The sequence below is a fragment of the Streptomyces sp. NPDC037410 genome, from assembly GCF_055602235.1.
The window spans coordinates 1-1,140 of record NZ_JBVJWR010000051.1; the positions used below are offsets into that span (position 1 = coordinate 1).

General features: G+C 69.2%; 1 protein-coding gene. It reads left to right on the forward strand.

What is annotated here, in order from left to right; translation table 11 throughout:
• Positions 1-1,140 (forward strand): acyl-CoA dehydrogenase (locus tag ACZ7HT_RS36880; protein WP_471174128.1); only part of this gene is annotated, 1,140 nt, incomplete at its 5' end.

The window sequence follows — 1,140 nt, forward strand, 5'->3', positions numbered from 1 at the left end:
TTCGACCTGTATCGGCCCTCGGAGGAGCACGACATGCTCCGGGAGTCGGTGCGTGCCCTCGCGGAGGCGAAGATCGTTCCGTTCGCGGCGGCGGTGGACGAGGAGGGCCGGTTCCCGCAGGAGGCCCTGGACGCGCTGGTCGCCAACGACCTGCACGCCGTGCACGTCCCCGAGACCTACGGCGGCGCGGGCGCGGACGCCCTGGCCACGGTGATCGTGATCGAGGAGGTCGCGCGCGCGTGCGGCTCGTCCTCGCTGATCCCGGCGGTCAACAAGCTGGGCTCGCTGCCGGTGATCCTGTCCGGCTCGGAGGAGCTGAAGCACAAGTACCTCGGCCCGCTGGCCAAGGGCGACGCGATGTTCTCCTACGCCCTGTCCGAGCCCGACGCCGGCTCGGACGCGGCCGGGATGAAGACCCGCGCGGTGCGCGACGGCGACTACTGGGTGCTCAACGGCGTGAAGCGCTGGATCACCAACGCCGGCGTGTCGGAGTACTACACGGTGATGGCCGTCACCGACCCGGAGAAGCGTTCCAAGGGCATCTCCGCCTTCGTCGTGGAGAAGTCCGACGAGGGCGTGTCCTTCGGCGCGCCGGAGAAGAAGCTCGGCATCAAGGGCTCCCCGACCCGCGAGGTCTACCTCGACAACGTCCGCATCCCCGCCGACCGCATGATCGGCGAAGAGGGCACCGGCTTCGCCACCGCGATGAAGACCCTCGACCACACCCGCATCACCATCGCCGCCCAGGCCCTCGGCATCGCCCAGGGCGCCCTCGACTACGCCAAGGGCTACGTCAAGGAGCGCAAGCAGTTCGGCAAGCCGATCGCCGACTTCCAGGGCGTGCAGTTCATGCTCGCCGACATGGCCATGAAGCTGGAGGCCGCCCGCCAGCTCACCTACGCGGCCGCCGCCAAGTCCGAGCGGGTCGACGGCGACCTCACCTTCTTCGGCGCCGCCGCCAAGTGCTTCGCCTCCGACGTCGCCATGGAGGTCACCACCGACGCCGTCCAGCTCCTCGGCGGCTACGGCTACACCCGCGACTACCCCGTCGAGCGCATGATGCGCGACGCCAAGATCACCCAGATCTACGAGGGCACCAACCAGGTCCAGCGCATCGTCATGGCCCGCAACCTCCCGTAA